This is a genomic window from Variovorax sp. UMC13, assembly GCF_014170375.1.
Classification (GTDB): domain Bacteria; phylum Pseudomonadota; class Gammaproteobacteria; order Burkholderiales; family Burkholderiaceae_C; genus Variovorax.
Map to the genome: position 1 here is coordinate 32,088 of NZ_LZZW01000016.1, position 12,316 is coordinate 44,403.

The 12,316-nt window shown below is 69.1% G+C and carries 13 protein-coding genes; 9 read left to right on the forward strand and 4 right to left on the reverse strand.

Going from position 1 to position 12,316, the window contains the following annotated elements:
- Positions 1-8 precede the first annotated feature (8 nt).
- From A9977_RS13320 to ureG, 6 genes are all read left to right on the forward strand, one after another.
- Positions 9-623 carry a HupE/UreJ family protein gene (locus A9977_RS13320; protein WP_183025331.1) on the forward strand — a complete coding sequence of 205 codons (615 nt, stop codon included), beginning with the start codon at positions 9-11 and terminating at the stop codon, positions 621-623.
- A 10-nt stretch (positions 624-633) separates the two neighbouring features.
- Complete coding sequence (locus A9977_RS13325) at positions 634-942, forward strand: urease subunit beta (RefSeq protein ID WP_183025332.1); 309 nt, start codon at positions 634-636, stop codon at positions 940-942.
- A 111-nt stretch (positions 943-1,053) separates the two neighbouring features.
- Positions 1,054-2,772, forward strand: a complete 1,719-nt coding sequence (gene ureC / locus A9977_RS13330) for an urease subunit alpha (protein ID WP_183025333.1) — start codon at positions 1,054-1,056, stop codon at positions 2,770-2,772.
- 84 nt (positions 2,773-2,856) lie between these two features.
- Positions 2,857-3,465, forward strand: a complete 609-nt coding sequence (gene ureE, locus A9977_RS13335) for an urease accessory protein UreE (RefSeq protein WP_183025334.1) — start codon at positions 2,857-2,859, stop codon at positions 3,463-3,465.
- Positions 3,465-4,154, forward strand: a complete 690-nt coding sequence (locus A9977_RS13340; protein ID WP_259651957.1) for an urease accessory protein UreF — start codon at positions 3,465-3,467, stop codon at positions 4,152-4,154. Before ureE ends, A9977_RS13340 begins: the two co-directional genes overlap by 1 nt.
- Before the next feature lie 22 nt (positions 4,155-4,176).
- Positions 4,177-4,827, forward strand: coding sequence for an urease accessory protein UreG (ureG, locus tag A9977_RS13345; RefSeq protein WP_183025335.1), 651 nt, complete (start codon positions 4,177-4,179; stop codon positions 4,825-4,827).
- Positions 4,828-4,836: 9 nt separating this feature from the next.
- On the opposite strand, the gene A9977_RS13350 is transcribed toward ureG, so the two are convergent.
- Positions 4,837-5,352 carry a hypothetical protein gene (locus A9977_RS13350; protein ID WP_183025336.1) on the reverse strand — a complete coding sequence of 172 codons (516 nt, stop codon included), beginning with the start codon at positions 5,350-5,352 and terminating at the stop codon, positions 4,837-4,839.
- 225 nt (positions 5,353-5,577) lie between these two features.
- Between A9977_RS13350 and A9977_RS13355 the strand changes: the two genes are divergently transcribed.
- Positions 5,578-7,725 (forward strand): TonB-dependent receptor domain-containing protein, encoded by a 2,148-nt coding sequence (locus A9977_RS13355; protein ID WP_183025337.1) that lies wholly within the window; start codon positions 5,578-5,580, stop codon positions 7,723-7,725.
- Positions 7,726-7,768: 43 nt separating this feature from the next.
- Here the strand turns inward: A9977_RS13355 and A9977_RS13360 are convergent, their stop codons facing one another.
- Complete coding sequence (locus tag A9977_RS13360) at positions 7,769-8,296, reverse strand: Rrf2 family transcriptional regulator (RefSeq protein WP_183025338.1); 528 nt, start codon at positions 8,294-8,296, stop codon at positions 7,769-7,771.
- 60 nt (positions 8,297-8,356) lie between these two features.
- Positions 8,357-9,049 carry a Bax inhibitor-1 family protein gene (locus A9977_RS13365; RefSeq protein WP_183025339.1) on the reverse strand — a complete coding sequence of 231 codons (693 nt, stop codon included), beginning with the start codon at positions 9,047-9,049 and terminating at the stop codon, positions 8,357-8,359.
- Between the two features lie 136 nt (positions 9,050-9,185).
- Between A9977_RS13365 and nhaR the strand changes: the two genes are divergently transcribed.
- Positions 9,186-10,082, forward strand: coding sequence for a transcriptional activator NhaR (gene nhaR, locus A9977_RS13370; protein ID WP_183025340.1), 897 nt, complete (start codon positions 9,186-9,188; stop codon positions 10,080-10,082).
- 13 nt (positions 10,083-10,095) lie between these two features.
- Here nhaR and A9977_RS13375 read toward each other — a convergent pair whose 3' ends face one another.
- Positions 10,096-10,281: a hypothetical protein gene (locus A9977_RS13375; RefSeq protein ID WP_183025341.1), complete on the reverse strand. Its 186-nt coding sequence runs from the start codon at positions 10,279-10,281 to the stop codon at positions 10,096-10,098.
- A gap of 61 nt (positions 10,282-10,342) precedes the next feature.
- Between A9977_RS13375 and A9977_RS13380 the strand changes: the two genes are divergently transcribed.
- Positions 10,343-12,304, forward strand: a complete 1,962-nt coding sequence (locus A9977_RS13380) for a hypothetical protein (protein ID WP_183025342.1) — start codon at positions 10,343-10,345, stop codon at positions 12,302-12,304.
- The last annotated feature ends 12 nt before the right edge of the window (positions 12,305-12,316 follow it).

Genomic DNA, 12,316 nt, shown 5'->3' on the forward strand with positions numbered 1-12,316 from the left:
GACCTCCCATGCGCCTGACGCGTTCTTCCTGTGTCCCTTCCCTGGCCGCCGCCGCGCTCGGCCTGCTGCCGCTGCTGGCCTCGGCCCACGTCGGCGTCGACGGCGCGGCCCACCACGACATCGGTTTCGTGCAGGGCTTCGTGCACCCCTTCACCGGCCTGGACCACCTGGCGGCGATGGTCGCGGTCGGCCTCTGGAGCGCGCTGATCGCCCGCACGGGACGCGACCTGCTCTGGGCCCCGCTGGGCTTCGCCGGCATGCTGCTGGCCGGTGCGCTGCTCGGCCTTGCGGGCGTGCAGGTGCCGGCGGTCGAGCCGATGATCGCGGCCTCGCTGCTGGTGATCGGCCTGCTGGTGGCCACGCGGCTGCGCCTGCCCGGGCCAGTAGCCGCGGCGGTGGTCGGCGTGTTCGCGGTGTTCCATGGCGTGGCCCACGGCTACGAACTGGCGGGCGACCACGGTGCCGGCTTCGCGATCGCCGGCATGGTGCTGGCCACCGCGCTGCTGCACACGGCCGGCATCGCCATCGGCTGGACCCTGCGCCAGCGCGGCGCCTGGCTGCCCCGCGTGGCCGGCGCGGCCGTCGCGCTGTTCGGTGCCGCGCTGCTGGCGCAGCTCGCCTGAGGCCCGGCCCGTGATCCCCGGCGAACTCTTCACCGACGAGGGCGAGCATGTGCTCAACCCCGGCCGGCGCACGCTCACGATGGTGGTGCAGAACACCGCCGACCGGCCGATCCAGGTCGGCTCGCACTACCACTTCGCCGAGGTCAACGGCGCGCTGGGCTTCGACCGCACGGCCGCGCGCGGCATGCGGCTGAACATCGCCTCGGGCACGGCCGTGCGCTTCGAGCCCGGCCAGCAACGCACGGTCGAGCTTTGCGATCTCGCGGGCGACCGCATCGTCTACGGCTTTCGCGGCCTGGTGCAAGGGAAATTGGCATGACCCCCAGTCTTCGCGCACTTCGTGTCGCTTCGCCACCCCCCTTCCAGGGGGCGATGCCAGCGGCCCGGCAAAGCCGGTTCCGCGGCATCTCACGAAAAAAGGAACGCTGAAATGGCGACCATAGGAAGGCGTGCTTACGCGGAAATCTTCGGCCCCACCGTGGGCGACCGCGTGCGGCTGGCCGACACCGACCTCGTGATCGAGGTCGAGGCCGACTACACGCTGCGCGCCGGCGGCTACGGCGAGGAGGTGAAGTTCGGCGGCGGCAAGACGATCCGCGACGGCATGGCGCAGTCGCAGCGGATGCGCGCCGAAGGCGCCGTCGACACGGTGATGACCAACGCGCTGATCCTCGACCATTGGGGCATCGTGAAGGCCGACATCGGCCTGAAGGGCGGGCGCATCGTGGCGATCGGCAAGGCCGGCAACCCCGACGTGCAGCCGGGCGTCGACATCGTGATCGGCCCGGGCACCGAGGTGATCAGCTGCGAAGGCAACATCGTCACCGCGGGCGGCATCGACAGCCACATCCACTTCATCTGCCCGCAGCAGATCGAGGAAGCGCTGAGCTCCGGCGTGACCACCATGCTCGGCGGCGGCACCGGCCCGGCCACCGGCACCTTCGCCACCACCTCCACGCCCGGTCCCTGGCACATCGAGCGCATGCTGCAGGCGGCCGATGCCTTCCCGATGAACCTGGGCTTCCTGGGCAAGGGCAACGCCAGCCTGCCGGCCGCGCTGCACGAGCAGATCGACGCCGGCGTGATCGGCCTCAAGCTGCACGAGGACTGGGGCACCACGCCCGCGGCCATCAGCAACTGCCTGGACGTGGCCGACGCCACCGACACGCAGGTGGCGATCCACTCCGACACGCTGAACGAATCGGGCTTCGTCGAGAACACCATCGCGGCCGTGAAGGGCCGCGGCATCTGCGCCTTCCACACCGAAGGCGCAGGCGGCGGCCATGCGCCCGACATCCTGCGCGTGGTGGGCGAGGACAACTTCCTGCCCTCCTCCACCAACCCGACCATGCCCTACACGGTGAACACGCTCGACGAGCACGTCGACATGCTCATGGTGTGCCACCACCTCGATGCGGGCATCGCCGAGGACCTGGCCTTTGCCGAGTCGCGCATCCGCAAGGAGACCATCGCGGCCGAGGACATCCTGCACGACCTGGGCGCGATCAGCATGTTCAGCTCCGACAGCCAGGCCATGGGCCGGGTGGGCGAGGTGATCATCCGCACCTGGCAGACGGCGCACAAGATGAAGCAGCAGCGTGGCTCGCTGCCCGAGGACAACGCACGCAACGACAACTTCCGCGCCCGCCGCTACATCGCCAAGTACACGATCAACCCGGCGCTCGCGCACGGCATCGCGCACGAGGTCGGCAGCATCGAGGTCGGCAAGTGGGCCGACCTGGTGGTGTGGAAGCCTGCCTTCTTCGGCGTCAAGCCCTTCACCCTCATCAAGGGCGGCAGCATCGCCATGGCCGCGATGGGCGACCCCAGCGCCTCGATCCCGACGCCGCAGCCGGTGCACTACCGCCCGATGTTCGGCGCCTACGGCCGCTCGCTGCACCAGAGCTCGCTCACCTTCGTCTCGCAGGCCGGGCTCGCGGCCGGCATCGGCGAGCGCTTCGGCCTGCAGAAGACGCTCTGCGCGGTGAAGAACGTGCGCGGCGTGCGCAAGCAGCACATGGTGCACAACGGCTACACGCCCAAGATGGAGATCGATGCGCAGACCTACGCGGTGCGCGCCGACGGCCAGCTGCTGGTGTGCGAGCCGGCGACTTCGCTGCCGATGACGCAGCGGTATTTCCTGTTCTGAGCGCACAACGCACGCGGGCTTGACAGGCTGGGTATTCTTCAAGAACTCCTTTCTTTTCACGGACGCGCTCCGCGTCAGCCAGCCATGCTCAACGCCAACAAACTCATGCCCCAGGGCGGCGGCCTCGCCGCCGTGCTGCTCAAGCGCGCCGCCACCATCGAACTCGACTGGGACGTGCGCCAGAAGAGCCGCTTCGACACCGTCGATTCGCAGGGCCGCCGCATCGGCGTGTTCCTGCCGCGCGGCACGGCCGTGCGCGGGGGCGACGTGCTGGTGGCGGAAGACGGTTCGCTGATCAAGGTGATCGCCGCGCCGCAGGCGGTGCTGGTCATCACGCACTGCACGCAGCACGGCACCCCCTTCGACCTGACGCGCGCGGCCTACCACCTGGGCAACCGGCATGTGCCGATCGAGCTGCGGCCCGACCACCTGAAAATCGAGCCCGACCATGTGCTGGCCGCGATGCTGCGCTCGATGCACCTGATCGTGCGCGAGGCCGAGCAGGCCTTCGAGCCCGAGGGCGGCGCCTATGGCGCCCACGGCGGCGCGCATGGCGGCAGCCACGACCACGGCCACGCGCATGCCCACGGCAAGGCGCCCGTGGGGCCGGTGCTGCATCCGGACGCCTATGCGGGCGGGCACGAGCACGACCATGGCCATTCGCACGGCCACGACCACGACCACACGCACTGATGACCGACGCCGCGGGCGCGATGCCCGCCGCCAGCCTCCTGCAGCTGATCTGGCTGGCCTCGCCGGCCCTGCCGATCGGCGGCTTCTCCTATTCCGAGGGGCTGGAGGCCGGCGTGGAATGGGCCGGGCTGGACAGCGAGGCGCGCGCCTCCGACTGGATCGTCGACCAGCTGCACCTGGGCCTCGCGCGCGGCGACCTGCCGGTGGTGGCGCAATCGATCGCAGCCTGGCGCGGCGCCGACGCGGCGCGCATCGCGGCGCTCAACGCCTGGGTGCTGCAGACGCGCGAGTCGACCGAGTTCCTGCTGCAGACCGAGCAGATGGGCCGCTCCTTCGTCGAGTGGCTCAAGCTGCACCACGGCGACGTGGCGGCGCGTTTCGAGGGCCTGGCGATCACCTACCCCGTCGCCTTTGCCTTCGCGGCGGCGCGCACGCAGGCCAGCCTGCGCGACGGCTGCCTGGCCTTCGCCTTCGGCTGGGCCGAGAACATGATCGGCGCCGCCGTGAAGTCGGTGCCGCTGGGCCAGAGCGCGGGCCAGCGCATGCTGGGGCGGCTGGCACAGGAGATTCCCACTGCCGTCGACCATGCCATCGCGCTCGACGACGACGCGCGCCAGGCTTTTTCGCCGATGCTGGCGGTCTATTCCGCCCGCCACGAAAACCAATACTCCCGCCTTTTCAGAAGCTGACTTCCAGACCACGAGACCCGCCATGTCCTCCGCCCTCCATCACATCGCCCACCGCACCAAGAAACTGCCGCCGCTGCGCGTGGGCATCGGCGGCCCGGTCGGCTCCGGCAAGACCACGCTGCTCGAGATGCTCTGCAAGGCGATGCGCGACAAGTACGACCTGATCGCGATCACCAACGACATCTACACCAAGGAAGACCAGCGCCTGCTGACGGTGTCGGGCGCGCTGCCGGCCGAACGCATCATGGGCGTGGAGACCGGCGGCTGCCCGCACACCGCGATCCGCGAGGACGCCTCGATCAACCTCGAGGCCATCGACCGCATGCTGGCCGACTTTCCCGATGCCGACGTGGTCTTCGTCGAGAGCGGCGGCGACAACCTGGCCGCGACCTTCAGCCCCGAGCTCAGCGACCTCACGATCTACGTGATCGACGTCGCGGCCGGCGAGAAGATTCCGCGCAAGGGCGGGCCGGGCATCACGAAGAGCGACCTGTTCGTGATCAACAAGACCGACCTCGCGCCCTACGTGGGCGCCGACCTGGGCGTGATGGAGGCCGACACGCAGCGCATGCGCAAGCAGCGGCCCTATGTGATGACCAACCTCAAGACGCACACCGGCGTGGCCGAGGTGGTGGCGTTCATCGAGGAACGCGGCATGCTGAACGAGGGCTGAGGCGCCGCCTCAGAGTTCGCTCGCGTCCTTGAGCACGCGCGTCTTGTAGACCAGCCGCACGGTGGCGTGCCCGACCCCGTCGACGCGCTGCAGGTAGACGTCGGCGTCCTCGGTCGCCCAGCTCGCGTAGCGGCTGCCGGGGTCGCGCGCCGCGGTCTCGGCGCCGAAGCGGGCCCGACCCCAGTCCAGCAGGGCGCCGAAGGCGGCATCGCCCCGGTCGGGCAGGCTGTCGGCTGCGGCCAGCCATTCGACGCGCTGCAGCGCCCCCGCGGCAAAGAAGAAGGTCGGGTCGAAGGCCAGGCCCTCGATCAGGCGGGGCGCGCCGCGCCAGAGGCCGGCCAGGCCGCCCGGCAAACGCTGGGGGCGCGCGACACGTTGTGCATCGGGCACGGCATCGCGCAGCGCATCGGCAGACATGCCCAGGCGCACGCCCTCGGGCAGGGACTGGGCCGACGCGACAACGCTGGCGCCGAGCAGCACGGCGGCGGCCAGGAGGCCGCGCGCGGGGAAGGGAAGAACAGCCAAGGGAAAGGTCCAGCGTGAAGAGCGACGGCCGAGTCTGAGGCCTGCGCCGGCCGGAAGTTCAGTGCGGCCTGGCAGCAACAGTGTCACACGCGCCGTCACAACGCAAACAAAACTGGTTCGCATTTGCAATACACTTGTTGCAAGTTCGGTCAGCGCGCAGCACAAAAACATTCTCCAGAAGCGACGTTCCCGGTTTTTCCCGTCGTTTTTCTGGAGTTTCCCCGGATGCCTCAAGTCCATCCCGGCGCAGCCTTGCCGCGCCTGTCCGCCGTCGCCCTGTGCGCCGCCAGCCTCTTCGCCTCCCCCGCCTTCGCCCAATCGGGCACCGCCGATCTCCGTGAGGTCGTGGTCACCGCCTCCGGTTCGGAGCAGGACATCAAGGACGCGCCCGCCTCCATCACCGTGATCAACCGCGCCGAGCTGCAGCAGAAGCGCTTCAACAGCCTGGCCGAGGCGCTGCAGGACGTCGAGGGCGTGGACGTGGGCGCGGCGGCCGGCAAGACCGGCGGCCTCAACATCAGCATCCGCGGCATGCCCAGCGACTACACGCTGGTGCTGATCGACGGCCGGCGCCAGAACGCCGCGGGCAACGTCACACCCAATGGCTTCACCGAGACCCAGACCAGCTTCATGCCGCCGGTGTCGGCGATCGAGCGCATCGAGGTCATCCGCGGTCCGATGTCCACGCTCTACGGTTCCGACGCGATGGGTGGCGTGATCAACATCATCACGCGCAAGGTCGGCAAGGAATGGGGCGGCTCGGTCTCGGCCGACTACACGCTGCAGGAAAGCTCGGACTTCGGCGACACCCGTTCGGGCAAGTTCTACCTGAGCGGCCCGATCCAGCAGGACCTGCTGGGCCTCGCAGTACGCGGCGCCAAGTTCAAGCGCCAGGCTTCGGACATCAGTTACCTCAACCAGCTGGGTGCCGAGGTCGCACCGGTGATGGGCGCCAACCCGGTCAAGTCGGACATCGCCAACTTCGGCGCGCGCCTGACGCTCACGCCCACGCGCGACCACGACCTGAGCCTGGACCTCGACGCCGGCCGCCAGACCTACGACAACGCGCGCGGCCAGCTCGGCACGCTGGGCACCGGCGGCTATGCGCCCGAGCAGAAGTACGACCGCGACCAGCTCACGCTGGCCCACACCGGCCGCTACAGCTTCGGCCGCTGGGACACCAGCTACATGGTCAACCGCACCGAGACCGTCGGCCGCACGATCCCGCCCGGCACGCCGGGCGCCGTCGCCGGTTCGCCGCGCACGCTGGAGGTCGAGAGCCGCGTGCTCGACAGCAAGCTGGTCACCGCGCTGGGTCGACATCTGGTCACCGTGGGCGGCCAGTGGTGGGAAGCCGAGATGAAGGACGGCGTCGCGCCGCAGAGCTTCAGCTTCACGCAGAAGGCGCTGTTCCTCGAGGACGAATGGCGCATCGTCGACAGCTTCGGCCTGACCTTCGGCGCGCGCTACGACGAGCACAGCCTGTTCGGCGGCAAGCTCAGCCCGCGCATCTACGGCGTGTGGAACGCCACGCCCAACTGGACCCTGAAGGGCGGCGTGAGCAACGGCTACAAGACACCGCGCGTGGAACAGCTCGCGCCCGGCATCAACGGCTTCGGCAACCAGGGCCGCACGCCGCTGATCGGCTCGCCCAACCTCAAGCCCGAGACCAGCACCACGACCGAGATCGGCACCTACTACGACAACCTGGCCGGCTTCACCGCCAGCGCCGCGCTGTTCCACAACCAGTTCAAGGACAAGATCACCAGCGGCCCGGGCCTGCCGAACTGCGGCTACCGGCCGTCGCCCAACCGTCCCGGCTGCGTGAGCTTCGGCAACTGGCCGGCAGTCGACACCTTCGGCCAGAGCATCAACGTGGACGAGGCCGTGACACAGGGCCTGGAATTCGCCACCCGGATCCCGCTCGACGCGGCCTGGTCGACGCGGCTGAACTACACCTACACCCACAGCAAGCAGAAAAGCGGCCCGAACCTTGGCAAGCCCCTGACCGACACGCCCAAGCACGCCTTCAACGCCAGCCTGCACTGGCAGCCGGGCGGCGCCTTGTCGGGCTGGGTGCGGGCCGAGGTGCGCAGCGACCGCTTCCGCGACCCGGGCACCACGGCCGCCACCATCGCGGCGAAGAACGCGCTGGGCGACTACAAGGGCTATGGCCTGCTGCACCTCGGCGGCGCCTACCAGGTCAACAAGCAGTGGACGATCAGCGCGGCGGTCTACAACCTGCTGAACAAGAACTTCATCGACTACCGCGCCTACGCGGTGCCGGGTCAGGCCGCGCCGACCTATGGCATCCCCTACGTCAACAACGACGAAGGCCGCCGGCTGTGGGTGTCGGCGACCTACGAGTTCTAGGAAAAAGAGAAGAAGGCGCGGGGCCTCGGCCCCGCGGACACCGTCAGCTGGCGATGCCGAAGCGCGCCAGCTCGAACACCGAGTTGGGCGCGTTGGGGCGCGAGGGCTTGACCACCGCACGTACCGGCTCGGGCCGCTTGAGCGGCTCGGTGTGCAGCTGCACGCCCAGCGCGATCTGGTCGTCGACCAGCTTCTGCAGATGCACCGAGTCGAGGAACTCCACCACCTTGCGGCTCAGCGAATCCCACAGCTCCGGCGTGGCGCAGCGCTGCACGTCCTCGCCCGGCGCGGCGGCCGCGCGGCTCTCGACCGACGGGCCGTCGACCGCGAACAGGATGTCGGCCACGGTGATCGACGCCGCCTCGCGGCCCAGGCCGTAGCCGCCGCCCGGCCCGCGGGTGGAAGCCACCAGGCCGTGCCGGCGCAGGTCGGCGAACATCTGCTCGAGGTAGGACAGCGAAATGCGCTGCCGGCGGCTGAGCACGGCCAGCGAGATGGGGCCGACCTTGCGGTGCAGTGCCACGTCGATCATGGCGACGACGGCGAGACGTCCTTTGGTGCTGAGGCGCATGGTGTTCTCCTAGGTTTAGTTGTCGTGGTTCTGCTCAATGAACTCGAATGGCTGGAACGTTCACTCGTCGCGGCCGCCGGCCAGGCCGAGCAGGGCCAGCAGCGACTGGAAGACGTTGTAGATGCTGAGGTAGACGCCCAGCGTGGCCGAGATGTAGTTGGTCTCGTAGCCGTCCTTCACGCGCTTGAGGTCGTGCAGGATGAAGGCCGAGAAGATGCCGATGGCCAGCACCGACAGCGTGATCATCAGCGCGCTCGACTGGATGAAGAAATTGGCGATGCCGGCCACCAGCAGCAGGATCACGCCGATGAAGAGCCACTTGCCCATGGCCGACAGGTCGCGCTGGATCACCGACGACAGCGTCGCCATGCCCAGGAAGACCGCGCCGGTGCCGGCGAAGGCCGTCATCACCAGGCTGGCGCCGTTGGACAGGCCCAGCACCGTGCCGACCAGGCGCGAGAGCATCAGGCCCATGAAGAAGGTGAAGGCCAGCAGCACCGGCACGCCGGCGGCCGAGTTCTTGGTCTTCTCGATCGCGAACATGAAGCCGAAGGCGCCGCCCAGGAACACGATCATGCCGATGCCCGGGGACATGGCGCGCGTGATGCCGGTGGCCACGCCCAGCCAGGCGCCCAGCACCGTGGGCACCATCGACAGGGCCAGCAGCCAGTAGGTGTTGCGCAGCACCTGGTTGCGCTGCGCGGAGGTGGTCGGCGCGCCGTAAGCGCCGTAGCGGGAGATCGTCTCGTTCATGTGGATGTCCTGGTTGAAAGCACGCGGGCGAAAAAGGGGGAAGCGTCGCTTTGCACTCTAGGGCCTTCAAGCCTTCGAGAAAAGTCGTATTTTCGGCATCGTCCCTTCGTTATTTGTTTACTATGGAAGCGACGCCATGAATTTCAAGCACCTCTATTACTTCTGGGCGGCCGCCAAGGCCGGCGGCATCGTGCGGGCCGGGGAGCAGCTGCACATCACGCCGCAAACCCTGTCCACGCAGATCAAGTTACTGGAAGAGTCGCTGGGCTGCCATTTGTTCCAGAAAAGTGGCCGCGGCGTCGAATTAACGCCAGAAGGACGCACGGCGCTCAGTTATGCCGACCAAATCTTCTCGTTGGGCGCAGAACTCGAGGCGGCCGTGGGCAACCGGCGATCGGGGGTGCGCACGCTCAATTTCCGCGTCGGCATTGCGGACGCGGTGCCCAAGGCCATCGCCTACCGGCTGCTCGAGCCGGCCCTGGCGATCCCGGAACAGGTGCGGCTGATCTGCCACGAGGGGCATTTCCGCGACCTGCTGGGCCAGCTGTCGGTGCAGCGGCTCGACCTGGTGATCGCGAACGAGGCGATGGGCAAGCAGACCAGCGTCAAGGCCTTCAACCACACGCTGGGCACCACGGCCATGACCTTCTTCGCCACGCCGGCCCTGCACGCTGCGCTGGAAGGCGGTTTTCCGCAGTGCCTGGACGGCGCGCCGATGCTGATTCCGGGCTCGGCCTCGGCCATGCGCCAGCGGCTCGACCTCTGGCTGGCCGAGCATGCGCTGCGGCCGCGGCTGATCGGGGAGTTCGACGATGCCGCGCTGCTCAAGGCCTTCGGCGGCGAAGGGCGCGGCGTGTTCATGTCACCCACGGTGCTCGAGGACGAGACCTGTGCGCAATACGGGGTGAAGGTGCTGGGGCGGGCCTCGGAACTGGTCGAAGAGTTCTTCGGCATCTCGGTCGAGCGCCGGATCACGCACCCCTGCGTGGCGGCCATCACGCGCGCGGCGCGACAGCAGTTCTCTCGCAAGTGACAGTGAGCGCGCGCTAGCTCAGGAAGAAGTGATAGGCGGCGCTGAGGCCGATGACCACGGCGGCGAACACCGCCAGGCGCACCCACGGCGAACCGCTCGGGCGCGCGCGCTGGATGGGGGTCGACGGGCTCAGGCTGGCAAAGCGGGTGTCGGGCTTTTCCTTGGCCCAGTCGTAGAAGTTGTCACGCTCGGTATTCATGTAAGCTATTGTATTAACACTAGTACCTTTGTTTCACAGAACAAACCCGGGAAACTGTGCAATGCACACGCTTTTGCGTTCGGCCTCACGCGCCCTCCCGCTTCTGCTGGCCTGGGGAGTGCAGGCCGCGCCGGCGGCGCCCGCGGACGCACTGGCCGACCCGGCCGCCTACCGCGCGATGGCGGCCCGCATGGGCACCGACGACGGCATCGTCTTCCGCTACGGCCTGCCTTCGACCGCGCCGGTCACTGGCACCACCCACCCCGGTCCGCGGCCCAGCAGGAGCTACCGCACGCTGTCGATCCAGCGCGCTGAAGTCCAGGTCGACGGCCTGAAGGGCGACCGCGGCTGCGGCGCCGAGGGCTGGTGCGGCGAGTACCAGATCGGCAAGCGGCTGACCGGGGCAGCGGGCGACTACGCCTCCAGCATCGCCAACGTCGCCTACCTGCCCGACCCCGCGCCCGCGGGCCGGCAGAAGGCCTACGGCCTCGCCAGCCTGCAGGTCAACGGCATCGCGCACAACGTGGTCAGCTGGAAGCCCGAGGTCAGCTGGACCACCTACACCGGCGCCGACAGCGGCTGGAACGACGAGAACACCAAGCGCTTCTCCGGCGACCAGCGCGGCTCGCCGATCGGCACCGTGCCGATGGACCAGCGCCCGGTCGCGGCGGCGCGCGGCTACGGCCGCGGCGGCTGGGTGAACAACACGCTCACCGTCTTCGCCAACGGCTGGATCCTCAGCGCCGGCTCGAACACCTCGCACAACTTCGTCAAGCTCAAGCTGCCGGCCGGCAAGACGCCGACCGCGCTGGCGATCACCAACAGCGGCGAGTTCGCGCTGGTGGCCGTCTGGGACACGGCCGCGCTCAAGGGCCAGGTCGCGGTGATCGCGCTGACCGACGGATGCCAGGGCTGCGAAACCCTGCCGGCCGCGCAGTGGGAAGCGAACTGGGGCAGCCACCGCGACCGCTACCCGGGCCTGCCCGGCCTGGGCAACTACCTGGGGGCCAAGCTGCTGGGCTTCGTCGACCTGCCCGCGGGCATGAAGGCGCCGACCGAGATCAGCGCGAGCACCGGCAAGCCCGACGCCGACTACCAGCGCGTGCGCAACTTCTTCACCGAGCACATCCAGACCGCGGCGCAACGCCGGCGCTACCTCGACGGCGACTTGGCCGACGCCATCGCGCGCACCGGCATGGCGGTGGTGATCTCCAGATCGGAACGCAAGGCCGCCTTCATCGACCTCGGCCCGCTGCTGCGCTTCTACCGCCAGCAGTACTTCGCCGGGACCCAGGCCGACTTCGACGCGCTGCTGCGCCAACGCGGCGACGGCCCGGCCCAGTTCCCGCCAGTCTTCGCGCAGGCGCCCGCGCAGCGGCCGGTGGTGGTGAAGGTGGTCGACCTGCCGCAGCCGCCAACCGCCGTCAAGCTCTCGCTGCAGGCGCCGCATCGCGCCTACATCGCGACAGAGGAAGGCCTGCTGCGCGTGTTCACGCTGGGCGACCGCTATCTCGACCCGCGCGGCAGCGCACGGGGCGCACCCGAGGACATCCGCGAGCGCTTCAGCGTCGCGGTCGGCGCCAACCCGACCAGCATCGCCTACCTGAAGGAGAAGGCCACGCACGGGCGCAGCGCGCTCTACGGCGACCGCCAGCCCGAGGACCATCTGTGGGTGCTGTCGCGCGCCGAACGCAAGGCCACGCTGCTGCAGTTCGACGCCGCCCGGACCACCGCCCGGCCCTTGCTCACGCTGCAGGACAGCCGCATGGGCGACGCGATCGCGATCGAGGACGTGGACAACCACGGCACCGAGAGCTACCTGCTCACGGTCGCCGACTACAGCGGCCGCACGGTGCGCAACTACGCCTACGGGCCGGTCGTGATGTGGACCTACGATCCGGCCACCGCGGCCTGTCCGCGACCCTTGGGCTGCGCGCTGCAGCAGGGGCAGCCCTTCGAGTACGACGGCGGCTACACCCTGCCCGGCCGACCCTTCGCCATCAGCGGCAGCAACATCAACTGAGCCGCCGGCGGG

Excerpts from the sequence above, each read along its gene's own strand:
- ureG (WP_183025335.1), top strand. The coding sequence starts at position 4,177 with ATGTCCTCCGCCCTCCATCACATCGCCCACCGCACCAAGAAACTGCCG.
- ureE (WP_183025334.1), top strand. The coding sequence starts at position 2,857 with ATGCTCAACGCCAACAAACTCATGCCCCAGGGCGGCGGCCTCGCCGCC.
- A9977_RS13380 (WP_183025342.1), top strand. The coding sequence starts at position 10,343 with ATGCACACGCTTTTGCGTTCGGCCTCACGCGCCCTCCCGCTTCTGCTG.
- A9977_RS13355 (WP_183025337.1), top strand. The coding sequence starts at position 5,578 with ATGCCTCAAGTCCATCCCGGCGCAGCCTTGCCGCGCCTGTCCGCCGTC.
- A9977_RS13375 (WP_183025341.1), bottom strand. The coding sequence starts at position 10,281 with ATGAATACCGAGCGTGACAACTTCTACGACTGGGCCAAGGAAAAGCCC.
- ureC (WP_183025333.1), top strand. The coding sequence starts at position 1,054 with ATGGCGACCATAGGAAGGCGTGCTTACGCGGAAATCTTCGGCCCCACC.
- A9977_RS13365 (WP_183025339.1), bottom strand. The coding sequence starts at position 9,049 with ATGAACGAGACGATCTCCCGCTACGGCGCTTACGGCGCGCCGACCACC.
- A9977_RS13360 (WP_183025338.1), bottom strand. The coding sequence starts at position 8,296 with ATGCGCCTCAGCACCAAAGGACGTCTCGCCGTCGTCGCCATGATCGAC.
- A9977_RS13340 (WP_259651957.1), top strand. The coding sequence starts at position 3,465 with ATGACCGACGCCGCGGGCGCGATGCCCGCCGCCAGCCTCCTGCAGCTG.
- nhaR (WP_183025340.1), top strand. The coding sequence starts at position 9,186 with ATGAATTTCAAGCACCTCTATTACTTCTGGGCGGCCGCCAAGGCCGGC.
- A9977_RS13320 (WP_183025331.1), top strand. The coding sequence starts at position 9 with ATGCGCCTGACGCGTTCTTCCTGTGTCCCTTCCCTGGCCGCCGCCGCG.